General features: G+C 45.8%; 20 protein-coding genes. 14 read left to right on the top strand and 6 right to left on the bottom strand.

Annotated features, from left to right (window positions below; all coding sequences use genetic code 11):
- Positions 1-5 precede the first annotated feature (5 nt).
- The 5 genes from B2U10_RS13765 to cbpA all read right to left on the bottom strand — a co-directional run bounded on the left by B2U10_RS13765 (position 6) and on the right by cbpA (position 6,329).
- Positions 6-659, bottom strand: a complete 654-nt coding sequence (locus B2U10_RS13765) for a C40 family peptidase (protein WP_035412031.1) — start codon at positions 657-659, stop codon at positions 6-8.
- Between the two features lie 220 nt (positions 660-879).
- Entirely contained in the window at positions 880-4,119 is a 3,240-nt protein-coding gene (locus B2U10_RS13760) for an efflux RND transporter permease subunit (protein ID WP_290788305.1), read from the bottom strand.
- 14 nt (positions 4,120-4,133) lie between these two features.
- Complete coding sequence (locus tag B2U10_RS13755) at positions 4,134-4,691, bottom strand: TetR/AcrR family transcriptional regulator (RefSeq protein WP_290788302.1); 558 nt, start codon at positions 4,689-4,691, stop codon at positions 4,134-4,136.
- Between the two features lie 169 nt (positions 4,692-4,860).
- On the bottom strand, positions 4,861-5,631 hold the full coding sequence (locus B2U10_RS13750) for a pyrroline-5-carboxylate reductase family protein (RefSeq protein WP_035412024.1): 771 nt from the start codon (positions 5,629-5,631) through the stop codon (positions 4,861-4,863).
- 59 nt (positions 5,632-5,690) lie between these two features.
- A complete protein-coding gene (cbpA, locus tag B2U10_RS13745) occupies positions 5,691-6,329 on the bottom strand; it encodes a cyclic di-AMP binding protein CbpA (protein ID WP_035412021.1) in 639 nt (212 codons plus the stop codon).
- 341 nt (positions 6,330-6,670) lie between these two features.
- On the opposite strand from cbpA, the gene B2U10_RS13740 reads away from it, so the two are divergent.
- From B2U10_RS13740 to queF, 9 genes are all read left to right on the top strand, one after another.
- The gene (locus B2U10_RS13740) at positions 6,671-7,288 is read left to right on the top strand and encodes a DUF47 domain-containing protein (protein WP_035412018.1); all 618 of its coding nucleotides are present in this window, start codon (positions 6,671-6,673) and stop codon (positions 7,286-7,288) included.
- Positions 7,289-7,304: 16 nt separating this feature from the next.
- Positions 7,305-8,309: an inorganic phosphate transporter gene (locus B2U10_RS13735; protein WP_035412015.1), complete on the top strand. Its 1,005-nt coding sequence runs from the start codon at positions 7,305-7,307 to the stop codon at positions 8,307-8,309.
- A 131-nt stretch (positions 8,310-8,440) separates the two neighbouring features.
- Positions 8,441-9,256: a pyridoxine/pyridoxal/pyridoxamine kinase gene (gene pdxK, locus B2U10_RS13730; protein WP_023469720.1), complete on the top strand. Its 816-nt coding sequence runs from the start codon at positions 8,441-8,443 to the stop codon at positions 9,254-9,256.
- Positions 9,257-9,317: 61 nt separating this feature from the next.
- Positions 9,318-9,686 (top strand): YojF family protein, encoded by a 369-nt coding sequence (locus tag B2U10_RS13725; protein WP_035412012.1) that lies wholly within the window; start codon positions 9,318-9,320, stop codon positions 9,684-9,686.
- On the top strand, positions 9,683-10,333 hold the full coding sequence (bshB2, locus tag B2U10_RS13720; RefSeq protein ID WP_214856686.1) for a bacillithiol biosynthesis deacetylase BshB2: 651 nt from the start codon (positions 9,683-9,685) through the stop codon (positions 10,331-10,333). The genes B2U10_RS13725 and bshB2 overlap by 4 nt, the downstream gene beginning before the upstream one ends.
- 171 nt (positions 10,334-10,504) lie before the next feature.
- Positions 10,505-11,161 (top strand): 7-cyano-7-deazaguanine synthase QueC, encoded by a 657-nt coding sequence (queC, locus tag B2U10_RS13715; RefSeq protein WP_023469723.1) that lies wholly within the window; start codon positions 10,505-10,507, stop codon positions 11,159-11,161.
- Positions 11,158-11,613 (top strand): 6-carboxytetrahydropterin synthase QueD, encoded by a 456-nt coding sequence (gene queD / locus B2U10_RS13710; RefSeq protein WP_023469724.1) that lies wholly within the window; start codon positions 11,158-11,160, stop codon positions 11,611-11,613. Before queC ends, queD begins: the two co-directional genes overlap by 4 nt.
- Positions 11,610-12,326: a 7-carboxy-7-deazaguanine synthase QueE gene (queE, locus tag B2U10_RS13705; protein ID WP_035412005.1), complete on the top strand. Its 717-nt coding sequence runs from the start codon at positions 11,610-11,612 to the stop codon at positions 12,324-12,326. The genes queD and queE overlap by 4 nt, the downstream gene beginning before the upstream one ends.
- Before the next feature lie 13 nt (positions 12,327-12,339).
- Positions 12,340-12,828 (top strand): preQ(1) synthase, encoded by a 489-nt coding sequence (gene queF, locus B2U10_RS13700; protein WP_035412002.1) that lies wholly within the window; start codon positions 12,340-12,342, stop codon positions 12,826-12,828.
- Between the two features lie 53 nt (positions 12,829-12,881).
- Here the strand turns inward: queF and B2U10_RS13695 are convergent, their stop codons facing one another.
- Positions 12,882-13,169 carry a helix-turn-helix domain-containing protein gene (locus B2U10_RS13695; RefSeq protein ID WP_290788299.1) on the bottom strand — a complete coding sequence of 96 codons (288 nt, stop codon included), beginning with the start codon at positions 13,167-13,169 and terminating at the stop codon, positions 12,882-12,884.
- 308 nt (positions 13,170-13,477) lie between these two features.
- Here B2U10_RS13695 and B2U10_RS13690 point away from each other — a divergent pair, with 308 nt between their 5' ends.
- The 5 genes from B2U10_RS13690 to B2U10_RS13670 all read left to right on the top strand — a co-directional run bounded on the left by B2U10_RS13690 (position 13,478) and on the right by B2U10_RS13670 (position 19,451).
- Positions 13,478-15,088, top strand: a complete 1,611-nt coding sequence (locus B2U10_RS13690; protein WP_414655332.1) for a PTS transporter subunit IIBC — start codon at positions 13,478-13,480, stop codon at positions 15,086-15,088.
- Positions 15,089-15,174: 86 nt separating this feature from the next.
- Positions 15,175-15,978 carry an endonuclease/exonuclease/phosphatase family protein gene (locus B2U10_RS13685; RefSeq protein WP_290788293.1) on the top strand — a complete coding sequence of 268 codons (804 nt, stop codon included), beginning with the start codon at positions 15,175-15,177 and terminating at the stop codon, positions 15,976-15,978.
- A gap of 170 nt (positions 15,979-16,148) precedes the next feature.
- Complete coding sequence (locus tag B2U10_RS13680) at positions 16,149-17,561, top strand: sucrose-specific PTS transporter subunit IIBC (protein ID WP_035411994.1); 1,413 nt, start codon at positions 16,149-16,151, stop codon at positions 17,559-17,561.
- A gap of 110 nt (positions 17,562-17,671) precedes the next feature.
- Positions 17,672-18,529 (top strand): PRD domain-containing protein, encoded by an 858-nt coding sequence (locus tag B2U10_RS13675; protein ID WP_290788445.1) that lies wholly within the window; start codon positions 17,672-17,674, stop codon positions 18,527-18,529.
- The gene (locus tag B2U10_RS13670; RefSeq protein WP_056064831.1) at positions 18,516-19,451 is read left to right on the top strand and encodes a carbohydrate kinase family protein; all 936 of its coding nucleotides are present in this window, start codon (positions 18,516-18,518) and stop codon (positions 19,449-19,451) included. The genes B2U10_RS13675 and B2U10_RS13670 overlap by 14 nt, the downstream gene beginning before the upstream one ends.
- Positions 19,452-19,479 lie beyond the last annotated feature (28 nt).

Below are 19,479 nucleotides of genomic sequence, written 5' to 3'. Positions count from 1 at the left end.
TTCGTTTAAAGTGCCCCTGCCGCTACATACCGTGATCCCCAGTAGCCTCCACGGAACGATTCTTTGACAACTCTTCCATAGTACGAGTTCGCATTGATCATCGTACTCCCATCGACAGCGATCCCAACGTGCTGAATGCCACTACCGTGTGTAAAGAAGACGAGATCCCCGGCACCAGGAGCTGTACGTTTCGTCGATGAATACTGAGCAGCTGCTGTGCGCGGAAGTGATTTTCCTAGTGCTTGATAGACGTAACGTGTAAATCCAGAGCAATCAAAGCTAACTGGACCCGTCGCGCCAAAAACATAAGGACGTCCTTTAAGACCTTCCGCTACCGATACGATTGTTGACCCTGTTTTGCTCAATCCTTTTGTTGCTTTTGCATTGTATGCTTTCGTATACATCGAAGCGATATACGCTGTTTTTCCTTGATGACGAATTTGGTACCAATCTTTCACTTTTCCGCTCACTGCCACGGACTGTCCAAGTTTCAATTGACCGACTCGCTTACTCGATGCTGTCGCTTTCGCTCGGATATTTAACACATCCACGGAGATCGTGACTTTCTTACTCGTTGCGGCTTGTGTTGATGACGGAACGAGTGTCCAGCTACTGATTAGTAACGTTAAGGTTAGCAAAACGCGAGTGACAGTTTTCATCGATTCATTCTCCTCTTATGTATGAGTATAATATGCACTTGAATTGTCAGATAATTTATGTTTTTATCCTATCACGTTCCAGATTTTCATCATGTTACAGTTATTTAACGCGAATTCTTTCTTGTAATACTTTTGTAACAAAACAAAAAAACAGATATGCTGAATGGCTTATTCTCGCCATTTCTGCATATCTGTCCGTTTTAGTGATTTAATCGTTTTTTCAAGAATCAATTGACTTCTTTTTTCGGAAACGTGCTAAGAATTCGTACACGATTGGAACGATAAGAAGTGTCAACAATGTCGAACTTGTAAGTCCACCGATGACCGTCACGCCTAATCCTTTTGAAATTAATGCGCCACCTTCGAGTCCAAGGGCGAGTGGTGCAAGGGCACCGATCGTCGCAAGGGCTGTCATCAAGATTGGACGTAAACGTGTACCTGCTGCATCGAGTAGTGCTTGACGCGTCGATAAACCTTCTGCTTCTTTATGAATGACACGGTCGATCAAGACGATCGCATTTGTCACGACGATCCCAATCAACATCAAGGCACCGATTAAGGACGATACAGAAATCGTCTCGCCTGTAATCAGAAGTGCAACGAGCCCACCGATGATTGCGAATGGAAGTGAGAACAAGATGACGAGTGGCGTCAATGCTCCTCCGAACGTAATGACAAGGACGAGATAGACGATGGCTACAGCTGCTGCCATTGCTAGACCGAGTTGTGTGAATGATTCTTGGATCTGTTCAGTAACTCCGCCTTGCTCATACGAGACACCCGTTGGACGATCGATATTCTTGACGGATTTTTCAATCGCTTGAGAAGCTTCTGTTGCTTTATCCGTTTTCAGTTCTGCTGTCACAGTAGCAACGAGTTTTCCATCGCGTTCGTTGAGTGAGTCAGGTGTCGTTCCTTTTTTCACTTCAACAAAATCGGACAGTTTACGAACACCAAGTGGTGTCACGACATCTGTCTCTTCCAAGTCTCGTATCGAATCATATGTCGTTTGTTCGTTTGGAACGATGACATCGAGTTCCTTCCCATCCACCTTAATAGTAGAAAGTGGTTTTTCCTCACCTTGGACATTCGCGATACCTTGTGCGAGTTGTGCTGTTGAAATACCGAACTCAGCCGCTTTTTGCTGATCGACTTCGAACGTATACTGCGTATAAGCTTCTTTTAAATCTGTCGTTACTTTTCGAACATATTTCGTTTCGCCTTCGATCGCATCGACGAATTTCGGTGTAACTTTTTCTAAATCTTCAATGTTATTCGCGAAGATCGAGTACGAGACACCTGACGACGCAGCTCCACCACTAAAGTCTTGCTCTTTCCATTCTCCTGTCGGAATGTCGGCATTCAACTGCTTGATTGCTGTCTGTTTAACATCTGCGAAATCTTCTGTGTCTGGATCATACTGGACGATAAAGACACCTTGTTTTGTATTCCCTGGGTTCAATGGATTTTCTCCACCGACGGTAAACTGAAGATTGTCGATATTTTTTTGTTTGTTGAAATAATCTTCTGCTTGATCAGCTGCTTTTAACGAATCATCCAACGTTTGTCCTGGTTTTGGATTGTACGTGACATACAGTGTTTTTTCTCCTTCTTGATTCAAGAAGTTGACACCAATTGTTGGTACAAGTGCAAAACTTCCGATCAATAGTAGGACGGATAGTCCAAAGACGATGAATTTATGGTTCAACGACCAATTCAGCATACGACGATAACCGTTCGCTAACTTCCCACCTTCTTCTTTTTCTGGTTTTGGTGCCTTACCGCGCTTAAAGAGCGAGTCCGCAAACATCGGAACGACCGTGACCGCTACGATCAAGGACGCAAATAGTGCAAAGACGACTGTCAATGCGAACGGTAAGAAGAGTTCTCCAACGAATCCCGTAACAAATCCGAGTGGTAAGAATACAGCAATCGTAACGACCGTTGACGATGCGATTGGAATGAATACTTCTCGTGTTGCACTGATGATCAGTTCTTTTCCTTTTAACTTTTCTGTCGGATCCGTCAAACGACGGTAAATATTTTCGATGACGACGATGGAATCATCAACGACTCGACCAATTGCGACCGTCATTGCCCCAAGCGTCATGATATTTAAAGAAATATCCATCTGCTTCAGCACAAGAATCGCCATCAGAAGAGATAGTGGAATCGAAATGACTGCGATGATCGTTGATTTGATGTTTCGAAGGAACAGCAAAATGATGACGATGGCAAATAATGCACCAATCAGTGCCTTACTAATCATCGTTGAAACGGATTCCTCGATTGGTTTTCCTTGATCAAGTGTCACAGATGCATTGACCGAACCGTTTTCTTTTTCAAAGTCTTTAATCGTCTGCTTGACGCCATTGACGACATCAACCGTATTTGCGTCCTGCGATTTCGTCACTTGAACACCGATCGATCTTTCGCCATTCGAACGAGAAATCGATTCTTCAATCCCTTTGTCTTCAATCGTCGCGACTTGCGACAACGTGACAGTTGGTACTTGTGTTGGTGCTTGAGTTGCTTGTCCCGACGTAGCACCTGTCGACGGTGTCGTTTGGGATGCTGCCTCTGCCTCTCCTGTTGCTGATGGTGCTTGCCCTGCTTGCCCTGCTTGCCCTGCTTGCCCTGCTTGCCCTGCTTGCCCTGCTTGCCCTGCTTGCCCTGCTTGCCCTGCTTGCCCTGCTTCAGGAGTATTCGCTGCTGGCGGTGTATATGGAAGACGAAGATCTTTTAATTCTTTGACCGTCGTTGCTTTTCCATCTAGTACAACTGCCTGTTCTTTATCTCCTAGCTCGTACAAACCAAGCGCTAAACGTGAATCATTAGCTTGAATTAATTGTTTCGCATTCTCTTCTGTTAAACCGTAACGTTCGAGTTTTTTCTCATCAAATTGAATCTCAATTCGACGAATTTCTTGACCTGCAACTTGAACCGTTTGAGCACCTTCGATTCCCTCAAGCTTCGGTTGAAGTTCGTTTTCGACGAGTTTCGTCAACTCAGACAGAGAGCGTTCCTTGTCTGAGACAGCGAATCCGATGACTGGAAATGCATCAAAGGAAATCCGTGATACTTGTGGCTCTTGGACACCTTCTGGTAGTTCTACGTTTGAAAGAGCTTCTTTTACCTTTTGCTCTGCTTCTTCCATGTCTGTACTGAAGTTGTAGTCAATTTGTAAGTTCGATGCATTTTGGAAGGACGTCGAACGTACAGTATCGACACCTGGTAAATTTTCGACCTTACTTTCAAGTTCTCGACTGACTTCATCTAAAACCTGTTCTGGTGTAGCACCCGGATAAATTGTCGTCACGGACACGGTTGGTGTCGTGATGTCTGGCAATGTCTCAAGCTTCATCGATGTTCCCGCATAAATACCGGCAACTGTGATGATGATCGTCATAAGCCAGAGGGCAAACTTATTGTTCACCGAAAACTGGATGATCTTTTTCATCGTATGGTTCTCCTTCACTCTTCAATTTGCTTGTCTAATTGTCGTGCACGTTCTATTAATTGCTGAATCAATTGTTGTCGGATAGTCGGAGAAGGTGCACCAAACTGAAAATGCTCCGACAGTTTCAAACCGTCTAATGTAAAACGAATCGATAACACCTCAACCGGATCCATCTGTTCTGTCAGTTGGCGGAAGAAATGCTCAACTTGTCGCTTTCGTTCCTCGACGAACGTCGCGTGATCCTTTAACAAGGACAATAAGTAAAGAAGCGCATCCATATCGAGATGGAATTCCTCTTGCTGCTGGATTTGCAACGTCACGAACGCTTCCATCGGTCCCATCGTCAACTGATGCTGTTCGTACAGTTCAAATTGACGTGCTTCTTGCGCTTCGATGACTCCCATCAGCAACGCTTCTTTCGAAGCAAAATGATACAATAGTCCACCTTTCGAGACATTTGCCTGTTTCGCGACTTCATCGAGCGTTAGCTGAGTAAAGCCTTGTTGCAATATGATCGCTGTCGTTGCTTCAAGAATCCGGCGACGTGTCTCTTGTGCTTTTGCACTAGCCAAAAGCCTCCCCCTTTTCCTATCTATTTTACTGTACCGTCTGGACGGTTTCTTTTTATAGTGTACGGATTCTCATTTCGAGATGCAATCGCTTTGCTTATGTTTCACGTGAAACTTTCGTGAACAAAAAAACGCTTACGCATTTTATTATACGTAAGCGTTCTGAAGTGGATTATTCGTTTGCTTCACGTGCACTCTCTCGTAGCGCCGCTTGCATCGTTTCGAACAGGTGACGCTCCCGTAACACTTGGACACCACGATCCGTCGGTCCACCAGGTGCTGCAACGTCAGCAATGAGACGATCTGTGCTCTCATTAGAACGCATGAGAATTTCAGCTGAACCTTTCATCGCTTGAGCAACGATTCGACGTGCATTTCCCTCTTCAAAACCGGCATCCGTCAAAACTGGTACCATACCAGCTACGATTTCATAGAAGAATGCTGGACTACATCCAGCTGCCGCCATGAACGCTGGCATCGTTGTTTCATTTGCCTCCGCGATTTCTCCGACACGTTCAAATAATGCCTCGACTACACTTCGGATCTCTTCGTTCACGCGTGAGCCGAACCATAGTCCAGTCATTCCTAATCGATGGGCAACGGGTGTATTCGGCATGACAGCAACTGTCGGACGTTCTGTTAACCGTTCGATTTCGTCCGGTGTAATGTGAGCCGCAATCGAAACGATCGTTTGATGCGTCCATTGTTGGTTTGCTACGTAGGCAAGTACACCATCGGGTTGCATGCCAAGCATGACGACATCATATAAGGAGACATCTTCTTGCTCGACTGTTTGAATGCCGTGTCGCGCCGCGACTTCCGTCAAGCGTGCTCCACCACTGCGATTCGTCATCGTAATGTCCTCACGCTTAAATCCAGAAGCGACCCACCCTTGAACGAGCGCCTCACTCATCGCACCTGCTCCTACTACTAATAGTTTCATCGTCTATCCTTCCTTTCCCTCAAAAAAAGACCAGTCATGACTGGTCTTATGCGGGTCCATTATACACGAACAGCTAAATCTTCAACAGCGACGACACGAAGACCCTTGTCGTCAAGTTTCTTCACGATTTTTTTCTTCGTCTTCTCGTCACAATCCGTTGGTAACGTAATTAATACGCGACGCATGACACTACTCTTTGCATCGAGAGTCATCAGACTCGCCACCGTTGAATATTTGTTAACGATCTTCGAAATTTTCTCGAGCGCCCCTTTTTGTTCACTTAAGGCTACCGTTAAGACGTAACTTCCCGAATCACGATTCCACGCTTCCTCAAGCATTCCAAGCATCTTCCCGTGCGGTAAGATACCGAAGAAATGACCGTCGTCATTTAAGACCGCAATATACGGTAATTCCTTAATTGAGAAGAAGACTTCAAAGAAATTACTTCCTGTATAGATGTATTTGGATGTATTCTTAATCAGCGACATGACATTGTCGTCTAAACTGCCACCATTCATCCCATGACGATAAATGTGCATCTTATAGATATTCCCCTTGAAATCCTGTCCTGTCTGACTAAGAACCGGGACACATCGGTATCCGGTTTTTTCAAGCGTGTCAAGCGCTTCACGGATCGTCGCTGTTTCGGAAATCGTGACACATTGGTGCTTCGGGATACATAAACTTTGAACGAGCATAATAAAATCCTCCTCTTTTACCTAATTACGCAGACTTAATCATATCATTCGATTTTCATACGCCATATCCTCTTTTCCCACTTCTGATGCGCTTTTATTCTTACAATCACAAGACATTCGCTTGTAATCACAACGCAATCCAACCTATTTCAATTAAGTACACATGTAATCTCCTATTGTCAGATAATTTATTAAATCTACAATCACCTTCATATTAAGATTTATTAAGATTTCGTAAAGACGCTTCATAAATGTATTCTTTTACAATACCGTCTGCTACAATCGAACTCGTGAAGTTGCTTCACTATTCTATTCTTGTTCTTAATATGGAGGCAGAAGAAATGTTTAGTAAAAAACAAGATCCATTCGCAGTTAAATTATCAGAAATCGCAGGACACTTAAAAACGACTTCGCAATTCTTCGTTGACTTTAAAATCAACGGCATCGCGGATGTAAAAGAATTTGCACATAAAGTAAAAGACTTCGAAACAGCTGGGGACGATTTGATGCATCAGTTGATCATCGACTTGAACAACGCGTTCATCACGCCAATCGATCGCGAAGACTTACTCGCACTCGCTAACGCACTCGATGACGTCTTAGATGGCTTTGAAGAATGTTCTGCTATTTTCGAAATCTACAATATCGTTCAAGCAGACGAGCACATGATTAAGTTCGTTGATGAAATCAACATCGCTGTTTCAGAACTCGCAACGTCAATGGATCTTCTTGTTGCACGTAAATTGCAACCGATGCGTGAACACGTCATTAAAATCAAAGAACAAGAGACGATTTGTGACAACTTACGCCGTAAATCAATCAAAGCATTGTTCGCAACAGAAACAGATCCAATTAAAATCATTCAATACAAAGAAATCTATGAATCGCTCGAATCAATCGCGGACTACTGCCAAGACGCAGCTAACGTCATTGAAACGATCATCATGAAAAACGCTTAAGTGAGGAGCTAACGAGATGGATAGCCTGTTTATCATCACCGCCATAATCGTGATTCTCGCACTTAGCTTCGACTTCATCAACGGTTTCCACGATACAGCGAACTCAATCGCGACTGCTGTATCGACTCGCGCTTTGAAACCACGCCATGCCATCATTTTGGCTGCATCGATGAACTTCCTAGGTGCAATCACATTCACTGGAGTCGCAAAAACGATCTCTGGTGACATCGTTGACCCGTCAACACTTGAACACGGGAGCTATGTCGTCATCGCTGCCTTGATTTCAGCCATTGCTTGGAATCTCTTGACTTGGTACTTTGGTATTCCGTCAAGTTCGTCGCATACACTGATTGGTTCGATTGCTGGTGCAGCTGTTGCCTCTGTTGGATTTGGTGGCATCGAAGCAAAAGGGTTCTTGAAAATCGTTGAAGCTTTGCTGATTTCACCAGTACTCGCCTTTACACTCGGTTTCATCGTATATGCAGTCTTTAAAATCATCTTCAAAAAAGGAAATTTGGCGAAAACGAATCGTCGCTTCCGCCACGTCCAAATCGCAACTGCTGCATTACAATCGTACACACACGGTACGAATGATGCGCAAAAAGCGATGGGGATCATCACACTCGCTTTGATTTCGTCTGGTTTCCAAACGGATCACGAAGTTGCCACTTGGGTTAAACTTTCCTGTGCGATCGCAATGGGTCTCGGAACATCTGTCGGTGGATGGCGCATCATCAAAACCGTCGGTGGTCAAATTATGAAAATCCGTCCAGTCAATGGTGTAGCAGCTGACTTAACATCAGCAGCAATCATTTTTGGTGCAACGGCGATTCATCTTCCTGTTTCGACGACACACGTCATCTCATCTGCCATCTTAGGTGTAGGTACATCGCACCGTAAGAAAGGTGTCAAGTGGGGAACAGCGCAACGCATGCTTATCACATGGGTCATCACATTGCCGATTTCAATGGCTTTAGCTGCTATGATCTACTATATTCTCGACTTCTTATTCATTAAATAAGTACGCACCCCGCCTATTCAAGATAGGTGGGGTTTTGTCTACGCTAGAAGCGTCGACAGTTGTTGTTTTTCCCATAATTCGCTATCATGAAGAACAAGAAGGATTGTCTATTTCTTTAGGAGGAATGCCCCATGACAAAACGTAAAGCCTTAACGATTGCTGGTTCCGACACGAGTGGTGGAGCTGGCATTCAAGCTGATTTAAAGACGTTCCAAGAACTTGGCGTCTACGGAATGAATGCCTTGACGGTCATCGTCGCTCAAGATCCTGATCACTCTTGGCATCATGCGGTTTACCCAATCGACACAGAACTCGTCCGGACACAAATCCACACGGTCCTTGGAGGTATTGGTGTTGATGCGATGAAGACGGGAATGCTCCCGACTGTCGAAATCATTGAAGCCGTTGCCGAAAAAATCAAATCATCCGGCGTCCAAAACGTCGTCATCGATCCTGTTATGGTCTGTAAAGGCGAGGATGAGGTGCTAAACCCTGATACAGCGAACGCACTTCGTGATGTCTTGACACCACTTGCGACAGTCGTCACACCGAACGTCTTTGAAGCAGGTCAATTATCGGGTCTTGGTAAAACGCCAGCAACGATAGACGAAATGAAACTTGCAGCAGCGCGGATTCATGAAAAAGGTGCGCAATACGTTCTTGTTAAAGGTGGCAGTAAGATTGACCATCCACAAGCAGTTGACGTGCTTTATGACGGAAAAGAGTTTATCCTGATTGAGGACGAACGAATCGAGACACCGTACACGCACGGTGCCGGCTGCACGTACTCTGCAGCAATCACGGCCGAACTCGCAAAAGGTGCATCGGTAGAAGCTGCTGTCCGTACAGCAAAATCTTTTATCACTTCTGCGATTCGTCATTCATTCCGTTTGAATGAATACGTCGGACCAACTGATCACGCTGCACATCGTACAGTCCAGTCTTGATCCGCTTAAGAAGTCCGCGATATCCGCGGACTTCTTTCTGTATAGGAGAGGAGAATGATTTATGCAAGCCATTGATTTACAAGAGATACAGCGTTATATCGACGAACATGCGAATACACCGTTATACGTACACGTTGAGACGACGAACGGTGCCTACGCGACGCACCAAGATCCGACCTTCCATAGCGCAGGGATGTTTTTCCGTAATGCGGAAATCACTTACGAACGTGGTTTGATCACAGGAAACGGTCCTTACCGGATCGGTTTGAAACTTGCACACGGCTGGTTATACGGTGAGGGATTAACTGATTTCGAATTTGCTGGGGATCAATTGTTGATTGCCGGTCACGATGTCGAAGGACGTCTTGCGATTGCTTTTGAACTTAGCCCGACACCATTTGCTCAAGGTGCAGAGGAGGTAGACGCATGACACACGAAGATCATTTACTCGTCGTCTTCCCTCACCCGGATGACGAAGCCTTCAGTTCTGCTGGTACGATCATCGAGCACGCAGAAAATCGTGGTCCTGTCACATATGCTTGTTTGACGCTCGGTGAGATGGGCCGTAACATGGGACGCCCTGTCTTTACGAACCGGGAACAGCTCGCAACGATTCGCAAACGTGAGTTGATCGATGCAGCTGAAAAAATGAAGATTTCGGATCTCCAAATGTGGGGACTTCGCGATAAGACCGTTGAATTCGAGGATGAAGCGGCACTTGCTGACCGTATCCTTACGTTGATTCAACAGACGCGTCCGACTCGCTTGATTTCATTTTATCCGGGTTACGCGGTCCATCCCGATCACGAAGCGACAGCTCGCGCCGTCGTTCGTGCCCTTCGGATGATGGATCCTGCCGATCGCCCTGAGTTCCTTGCGGTCGCTTTTGCGAACAATACGAAAGAAGAGCTTGGAGAAGGAACATTCATTCACGATGTCAGTGCCTATACGGATCAAAAGATCAAGGCACTCGAAGCACACGCTTCTCAAACAGGTGGTTTGATGAAAGTCATCTCGGAAGACTCGAACATCCGTGACCTGCTCGTCAAAGAACGCTATTACCACTATCCGCTGTAATTTCCTATTAAGAGATGCCGATCGTCCGAGCGACAATCAGCATCTCTTTTTTGGCCTTCATTAGAAAACGTCGACTTTTTTGATGGCTTCTGCTAGTGTGAATAGTTGAGACTACGTCTCCGGAGTTCGTAACCTCCTCCGTTATAAAAACTAGGAATGGAAGTGTACATTATGAAAAACGAACGTGCTCTTGTCGTCTTTAGCGGCGGCCAAGACTCAACGACTTGTCTGTTTCAGGCACTGAAACAGTATGAAGAAGTCGAAGTCGTGACGTTTAATTACGGACAACGTCATGCACAAGAACTCGAAGTCGCACGCGACATCGCCTCTGAGCTCGGTGTCAAACACCATGAGCTTGATCTCTCTCTTCTCAGTCAACTAACGAGTAACGCCTTGACTGACCACAGCCAAACCATCACGACGAACGAAGATGGTCTACCTTCTACTTTTGTAGATGGACGGAACCACCTGTTTCTTTCGTTCGCAGCCGTCCTCGCGAAAGGACGCGGAATCCGTCATATCGTCACTGGCGTATGTGAAACGGACTTTTCTGGTTACCCAGACTGCCGTGATGCCTTCATCAAGTCACTGAATGTGACATTGAACCTTGCAATGGACTATCCATTCGTACTGCACACGCCACTCATGTGGCTCGACAAAAAAGAAACGTGGGCGCTTGCCGACTCGCTCGGTGCGTTTGATTTCGTTCGAAATCGCACGTTGACGTGTTACAACGGCGTCATTGGAGATGGTTGCGGCGAATGCCCGGCCTGTGAATTACGAAAAAATGGATTAGATGCATACATCAAGGAGGTTCAACACACATGACATTCAATTACGAAGCACCTGAAACGGTCGAGCGCCCGACTGGCGACTCGCTTATCTATACGAAATCTCGCGTCATGATCGTCAAAAAACTGACGTTTGACGCAGCGCACCACCTATATGATTACGATGGGAAATGCCGTGCGCTTCATGGTCATACGTACCATGTCGATATGGGCATCAGTGGTTTTCTTGATCACCGCGGTATGACACTTGATTTTGGTGATCTTAAGAAAATCTTTAAAACACATCTCGAACCACTTCTCGATCACCGTTATTTAAATGAATCATTACCATACATGAATACGACAGCTGAAAACATGGCGGCGTGGATTTTTGAGACGCTCGGACAACACCTTCCAGACGAACGTGGACTTCGTGTCGAATTCGTCAAACTTTATGAGACGCCGACTGCTTTTGCTGAAGTCCGTCGTGAGTGGATGAACGAAGCATGAGTGCCTTAACGAAAACGCCAAAAATTCCGGTTCTCGAGATTTTCGGACCAACGTTCCAAGGGGAAGGAAGATCAATCGGTCAAAAGACGATGTTCGTCCGAACCGGTGGCTGCGACTATTCCTGTTCATGGTGTGACTCCGCCTTCACATGGGATGGTTCTGAAAAACCTGAACTCTTGACGGCAGAGACGATCATGGAACGCCTCGATGCACTCGGCTCTTACGGACATGTCACGATTTCTGGTGGGAACCCGTTACTTCATGCTTCGATTGGTACGCTGGTTGAGGCATTAAAAGAACGAAACATCACGATGTCGGTTGAGACACAAGGTTCTTACTGGCAAAATTGGTTACTTGATATCGATGACGTCACACTCAGTCCTAAACCGCCTTCAAGTGGCATGAACATCGATTTTGATCGTTTGGATGTTTTTTTCAAGCGTCTACCAGAACAACAGCGTGCCGTTAAAATCGTCATTTTTGATGAAGCAGATCTTGATTTCGCGGCGATGATTTCAGAGCGATATGCCTTAAAAACGCTCTATCTATCACTCGGAAATCCGGATCCGCACGAAGAAGGTACGATCGCCCCACGGATGCTACACGATTTAAAAACACTTTGGGAACGCGTTGCTCGTGATGAACGTTTTAATCACGCACGTGTCCTACCACAACTACACGCCCTCGTTTTCGCGAACGATCGTGGCGTCTAAGGAGAAATGATTCATGCGCCCTGAAGATCTAAACGACTTATCGTTACTCGGCCAAAAAGCCGTTCCATACATTTTCGAATATCAACCAGAAGTACTCGAAGCGTTTCCGAACCGCCATCCGGAAAATGATTACTTCGTAAAATTCAATGCACCAGAATTTACGAGCCTTTGCCCGATTACGAATCAACCGGACTTCGCGACGATCTACATTTCGTATATCCCGGATGAAAAACTCGTCGAATCGAAATCACTTAAATTGTATCTATTCAGCTTCCGTAATCACGGTGATTTCCACGAGAACTGCATCAACGTCATCGGGAAAGATCTCGTGAAATTGATGGAACCGCGCTACCTCGAAGTGTGGGGAAAATTTACGCCACGTGGGGGAATTTCGATTGACCCGTACTACAACTACGGAAAACCTGGTACAAAATATGAACGAATGGCAGAACATCGTCTATTCAATCACGATCTCTATCCTGAGACTGTCGATAATCGTTAAACGCTCAAAAGAGGAACAGTGGACTTTTCCACCGTTCCTCTTTTTCATACCCATTAACTCGACGGGATGTCGATCAAGGTCGTACGATCGTGCTGACAGATGACTTCAGATGACCAAATATAAATATGCCGTAACAAATGATCCGCAGGAATCTGCAAAGCACGGACCAGCCGCTCAATCATTGAAAAAGACGGATCCATAATGCTATTTTCGATACATTGAATCATCTCAAGTGTCATTTTAGTCAATTCAGCTAATGTATGCTGATCTAACTGATGACGTTCTCGTAATGTACGAATCCGCTGACCGTACTGCCTGATCGGTTGAATCCCTTCTTTCATCCGCCCAACATCTTTTCTTTTTTGAAACCAAACAATGTTCACTGTAGCCTTTTTCTCTTTTTTTAAATTTGAATACCTTTCCGAACTGTCATTTTTCCACTGAAATAAATTTCCGAATGTTTTTCTTATAAAACACTAGCTTTTTAAAAAGTTATCGCTTACAATTCTATATGCAAACGGTTGCATTAATCGCTTACATTATTGCACTGTTCTTACACACATATTAGAGAAAAAGAGATAAAAAGGAGTGAATGATCTTGAAAAATGCTATTTCGTTCGATTTTTGGCAAAAACTCGGGAAAGCGTTGATGGTCGTCATCGCTGTTATGCCTGCTGCAGGAATCATGATCTCGGTCGGGAAACTGATCGGCATGTATGGAGGCGATATCGCGTTAATGCAAACGATTGCTCGAATCGTTGAAGATTTAGGTTGGGCCATCATTACGAACCTTCACGTCTTATTCGCCGTCGCGATTGGTGGGTCGTGGGCAAAAGAACGTGCTGGTGGTGCGTTCGCAGCGTTACTCGCCTTCATTTTGATCAACCGTGTCACAGGCGCTATCTTTGGCGTCAATGCTGACATGATCGCGGACCCAAAAGCAACAGTCGATTCATTGCTTGGTTCTGAGCTCATCGTAAAAGATTATTTCACTTCAGTTTTAGGGGCACCTGCGCTTAACATGGGGGTCTTCGTCGGAATCATTTCTGGTTTCCTTGGTGCCGTTCTCTTTAATAAATTTTATAACTTCAGTAAATTGCCAGATGCGCTCGCCTTCTTTAACGGAAAACGTTTTGTTCCATTCGTCGTCATCGGTGGATCGGTTGTTGCAGCATTCGCATTGTCACTCGTTTGGCCGTTCGTCCAAGGATTGTTGAATGACTTCGGGCGTTGGATTGCCTCTTCACGTGATTCTGCACCGATCATTGCACCGTTCGTATACGGTACACTGGAACGTCTATTACTTCCGTTCGGTCTGCACCATATGTTGACTGTACCGATGAACTACACGGAATTAGGTGGAACGTACAAAATCTTGACAGGTGCTGCTCAAGGATCGACGGTTGCTGGTCAAGATCCGCTTTGGCTCGCTTGGATCACTGACCTTGTCAACTTAAAGCAAGCCGGTAACACACAAGGATACAATGACTTAATCAACAGTGTCGTTCCTGCTCGTTTTAAAGAAGGACAAGTCGTCACATCACTTGCTTCATTGATCGGTATTGCTGTCGCAATGTACATGTCAGTCGATGAAGATAAGAAAAAAGCATACAAACCGGTCTTCTTATCTGCTGGACTCGCTGTCTTCTTGACAGGTGTCACAGAGCCAATCGAGTTCATGTTCATGTTCATCGCTCCTGTTCTTTACGTCATCTATGCTGTACTAACAGGTGTTGCCTTCGCACTAGCAGATGTCATGCATCTTCGGATTCACGCATTCGGTGCGATCGAACTCTTGACGCGGATTCCATTGATTGCAAAAGCTGGTTTGATTGGTGATTTAATTCGCTTCATCGGTGTGTGTGTGTTCTTCTTCTTCTTGAACTTCTTCACGTTCCGTTTCGTCATCAAGAAGTTCAACTATGCGACACCAGGTCGTAACGGGAACTATCTGGACGATATCAACGTATCGACTACTGAAGCTTCAGGTGAGGCTGCTGCGACATCCGCTCCTGCCGACGGTTCGCAAGCTTCACAAATCATCGATTTGCTGGGTGGACAGCAAAACATCGAGGACGTCGATGCCTGTATGACGCGTCTTCGTGTCACTGTCAAAGATCCAGCGCTTGTTGCAAAAGAAACAGACTGGAAAGCAAACGGTGCACTTGGTCTGATCCTTAAGAACAATGGCGTGCAAGCCATCTACGGTCCAAAAGCCGATATCTTAAAATCAGATATCCAAGACCGGATCGGCGCATAAACCTGCGAGATTAGGGAACTACCTAAAGGTGAAGCTCTTTCATAAGAGTTTCACCTTTCTTATTTGAAAAATCAGGAGGACCACTCATGCGTCTACTCACACTAAACTGTCATTCATGGCAGGAAGAACAGCCACTCGAAAAATTAAAGCAGATCGTTCAACAAATTCTCGCTCAAGATTATGATGTCATCGCACTGCAAGAAGTCAGTCAATTAATGGATACACCGATCGTCCATGATGAGGTGCGTAATGATAATTTTGCTTATTTAATTCAGCAAGCCTTAAAGGAACAAGGTCAAACCTACTCCCTCGTCTGGGATTTTGCTCATATCGGCTATGATAAGTATGAAGAAGGACTCGCTCTTTTGACGAAACATCCAATCTTAAAATCGGACAGTTATTATGTCAGCCGTAGTCAGGATACATTCGATTGGAAATCGCGAAAAATCGTCCGCGCGACGATCCAAGTCGACGGTACACCGATTACGTTCAATACCTGTCATCTAGGCTGGTGGGCAGATGAAGTCGAACCGTTCCAGGAACAATTCAACCACTTGATAGCTCGGATGGATCCACTCGAATGGACGTTTTTCCTCGGTGACTTCAATAATGATGCCTTAGAACGAAATACAGGGTATGACTATATGATGCAACGAGGATTGCACGACGTCTTCCTACTAGCTAAGGAAACGGTCGGAATTGAGACGATCAATGGCAACATCGATGGATGGGAAGACAATCAACAAGGATTGCGGATTGATCTCGTCTTATCGAATCGGAAAATTGACGTTGAACGCGTCGGTGTCGTGTTTGATGGGATTCACGGACCCGTCGTTTCCGATCACTACGGGGTTGAGGTTGATATTCGGATTCAAAAAAATGAAAATTGATTGTTGACAACGCTTTCTTTTCTGCTTTATGATGAAATCAAATCAATAGTGCGGATTGTGACAGTATGGCTGGCAAGACCGAAATGACACCTTCTTAGGAGAGGTGTCGTTCGGTCTTGCCTTTTTTTGTCTCATCTAGCGTGTTTCACGAAAAAAGGAGGACTTTTCCGATGGACTATCAACAAACTGCTAAACGTGTACTTGAACTTGTCGGTGGACGCGAGAACATCATTACTGCCGCTCACTGTGCGACACGCTTACGCCTTGTTTTACATGACGAATCAAAGGTAGATCAAGCGGCACTTGAAGATTTGGATGGTGTAAGTGGTGCCTTCTCGAGCTCTGGTCAATATCAAATCATCTTCGGGACCGGTACCGTTAATAAGGTATTCGCTGCGTTTGCACCACTCGCTGGTGTGAAGGTCGATGGAGAAGAGCCACTCGACGTTAAAAAGGCTGCATCTCAAAAATTAAATCCGTTCGCCCGTCTTGCCCGTTCCCTTTCGAACGTCTTCGTTCCACTCATTCCGGCCATTGTCGCAGCTGGTCTCTTGATGGGATTACTCGGTATGATCAAAGCATTCGGTTGGGTCGAGGGCGATTCGCCGATTGTTCAACTACTTGATATGTTCTCGTCTTCAGCCTTCATCATCTTACCGATTCTGATCGGTTTCTCGGCAGCTCGTGAATTCGGTGCAAATCCGTATCTCGGTGCCGTCATCGGGGGAATCATGACACACCCGTCCCTCTTGAATCCATGGACACTTGGGAACAGTGATCCTGAAGTCATGAAATTCCTCGGAATGAACATCGAGTTAATCGGATACCAAGGAACGGTCTTCCCGGTTCTCTTAACTGTCTGGGTCATGGCAAAGATTGAACAACAAGTCCGGAAACGAACACCTGAAACGCTCGACTTACTCGTTACACCATTCGTTACGGTCCTCGTCACTGGTTTCCTAGCGTTGATCGTCATCGGTCCAATCGGAACGTTGCTCGGGAAAGGAATCTCATTCGTACTCGTCTTCTTCTACGAACAGTTCTCAGTCGTCGCTGGTCTCCTCTTTGGTGGACTTTACTCGACGATTGTCATCACTGGGATGCATCACAGTTTCCATGCAATCGAAGCAGGGTTACTTGCCGATAAAAGTATCGGAAAGAACTTCCTTTTACCGATCTGGTCGATGGCGAACGTCGCTCAAGGCGGTGCCGGACTTGCCGTCTACTTCTTGACAAAGAACGTCAAACTCAAAGCACTTGCCCTACCGTCTGCGTTCTCAGCCTTTCTCGGTATCACGGAACCTGTCATCTACGGCGTCAACTTACGTCTTGGAAAACCATTCATCGGTGGTGCAATCGGTGGTGCGATTGGTGGCGGTTATGTCGTCTTGACGCAAGTCGCGGCGAACGCCTACGGACTAACTGGAATCCCGATGATCGCGATCGTCGCCCCGCTCGGTGCAACGAATTTGATCAACTACCTCGTTGGATTCGCGATTGCGGTCGTCACTGCTTTTGTTTCGACTGTCGTCTTGATGCGTCTTGATGCACGTAAACAAAAAGAAACAGACATTGCTGCTTAATCCTTCATGCGACCAAACCGGGTCCACTGACTCGGTGGTCGCATTTGTCGGTTCGCAAAGCTCTACGTTCGCTTTATAATAAAGAAAAGACTGGAAAGGAGGACGTCAGGCTGATTATTCATAAAATCCTCAACAACAATGCAGTTGTCGTTAAAGAAAATGGACAAGAACGCATCATCATGGGACCCGGTATCGCCTTTGGAAAAAAGAAAAAAGATCCGATCCAAGCGACGAAGATCGAAAAAATGTTCATCCCTTCGTTTGAAAATGCGGAACAGTTCAAAGAGATTCTGACGACGACACCACTTGAGATCATCGACTTATCCGAACGCATCATCTCGCATGCAGAAGGTGAACTTCAGACGCCGTTTCATGACTATATTCATGTCAGTCTGACGGATCACCTCGCTCATGCCGTACGGCTAGCACGTGAACAACTCGTCGTGCATAATCGACTAGCAGAAGAGATTCGTCTTTTATATGGACCAGAGTATGCGATCGGAGAATGGGCAGTCCTTGAAATCGAACGCGCGTTACAGGTCACCCTCCCTAAAGAAGAAGCAGCGAACATCGCGCTTCACTTATATAATGCACGCCAGACTCATCCGAACATGGCAACTGCTTTGCAGACGGTCACGTTACTCAATGAACTGCGTGAACAGATTGAAGTCTTTTTTGGAAAAACGATCGAGACATCGTCGATGACGTACTATCGTTTCTTCACGCATATGAAATTGGTCCTCGCTCGGATCGAACAGGGAGAAACGTTACACGACATGGATGACGTAATTCTATCAGCTGTCAAAACCCGTTATGCAGACGCCTACGCCTGTGCGAATCAGATGGGAGACTGGCTGGCAGTCGAACTCGATACGCGTGTCCCTGAATCAGAAATTGGTTATATGGCTTTACACATTGAACGGATTCGTCCCGACCTTGAAAGGAGTTCTACGTATGAAAATCTTTAGTTTAGGGGAAGCACTGATTGATTTGATTCCTCTTGATGCCGAAAACATGACATTTCAAAAAAATCCTGGGGGTGCTCCTGCCAATGTCTCCGTCGGACTCGCTCGATTAGGCGCAGACAGTTATTTTCTTGGAGCGGTCGGAGATGATTCGATGGGCCACTTCTTGAAAGATACGTTACATCACTATGGCGTCCGCACGGATTACCTCATCCATGATTCAACACAAAAGACAGGTCTTGTCCTCGTCACGAATGGGCAGGATGGCGAGCGGTCATTTGAGTTCATCAATGCGGAACGCGCTGATATGCATTTTCACGAAACACATGTACCAGAGGACTTCGAGTCTGTCGATTTATTACACATCGGCTCTATCTCTTTGATCACTGGTGAAGCCGTAAACGCTACACGAACAGCTATCGCTCGTGCGAAAGAACACCAAGTGCCTGTCTCGTATGATCCGAACTTGCGTGAATCGTTATGGCCAAATCTCGATGAAGCACGGACGACGATCCGGTCCGTCCTACCGGATGCACAAATCGTCAAACTTGCCGAGGAAGAGTTAACGTTTTTAACAGGACAAACAGACCTTGATGACGGGGCTGCCGAATTGTTAGCTGAATACCCGATCCGTCTTCTCGCTATCACGCGTGGAAGTGAAGGGTCGATTCTGTATACGGATCACGCGATGGCTGTCATCGATGCGATTACGGTCGACGCGATTGATACGACAGGAGCTGGGGATGCTTTCATGTCCGGGTTACTCTATCAATGTGCGTTACGTGATTTTTCATTCGCTTGGTCAGCAGATGAACTTCATGATATCGGACGATTCGCAGCGATTTCAGGTGGGCTTGCTGCTTCCGTCAAAGGTGCAATGGCTGCCTTGCCAACACTTGATGAAGTCGCTCATCGCTTGAGTTAAATCCGTAAAAAAAGACGGAGAGATTCCG

The organism is Exiguobacterium sp. UBA7533 (assembly GCF_002479335.1).
GTDB lineage: Bacteria > Bacillota > Bacilli > Exiguobacteriales > Exiguobacteriaceae > Exiguobacterium_A.
The sequence above is the reverse complement of the archived record's forward strand: the minus strand, read 5'-3'. Positions and strand labels throughout refer to the sequence as shown.